Below are 874 nucleotides of genomic sequence, written 5' to 3'. Positions count from 1 at the left end.
AGGCAACGTCGCTCGACGACAGTCGAGCCAGCAAACCGCGCGCGCAGCGCGTCCATAATTGCGGACGGGGCTGTCAGCGAAGCTGACTGGGGGAAGAGAGGAAGCTGTGATGCACACGACGCCGCCAACCATCAACGCATCCGCCGACAGAAAGCAGGGTTGGTCACAGGGAACACCCGCGCCACGTGACCATCATGTCAGAAACGTTGCAATATCAAGGTTTTCACACCCCGGTCACAGGGAGCGCCCGCGCCCAGTGACCAAGGTGCCAGAAACGTTGAAACGCCAAGGTTGTCACCAAACGGTCACAGGGAGCGACCCGCACCCCGTACCCGTGCCGCGTGACCCATCCCCGCATACACCACCACACACACCGGCGCATGCGAGCGGCACCACCGTGCAGGCGCAAGCGCGACACGGAGGAGCTTGCCATAGGCGTCTTCGATGCGGCGCGAGGCGTGCGACGGGCGCATATCGTCCGTAACTGCGCGCGATCTCGACATCCCCGCGCAGTTACGGACGAATCCACCGCCGTTTTCGCCCATAACTGCGCGGCACCCTCGTCAACACGCGCAGTTACGGACGAATCAGCGACACAACCGCCACAACCCATCATCGAACACACAGGGCAAGCCAGCGCAACAACGAGCACACAGCAGCGACGCAATCACCGCGCACGGCACAATCCAAGATACTCAACACGAACACAGCACAGCATATCGTCCGTAACTGCGCGCGATCTCGACATCCCCGCGCAGTTACGGACGATTCCACCGCCGTTTTCGTCCATAACTGCGCGGCACCCTCGTCAACACGCGCAGTTACGGACGATTCAGCGACACAACCGCCACAACCCATCATCGGACAACGGCAT

It is taken from the genome of Bifidobacterium jacchi (assembly GCF_009078285.1).
In the GTDB taxonomy this organism is placed as follows: Bacteria; Actinomycetota; Actinomycetes; order Actinomycetales; family Bifidobacteriaceae; genus Bifidobacterium; species Bifidobacterium jacchi.
Note: the sequence above shows the minus strand (reverse complement) of the source record.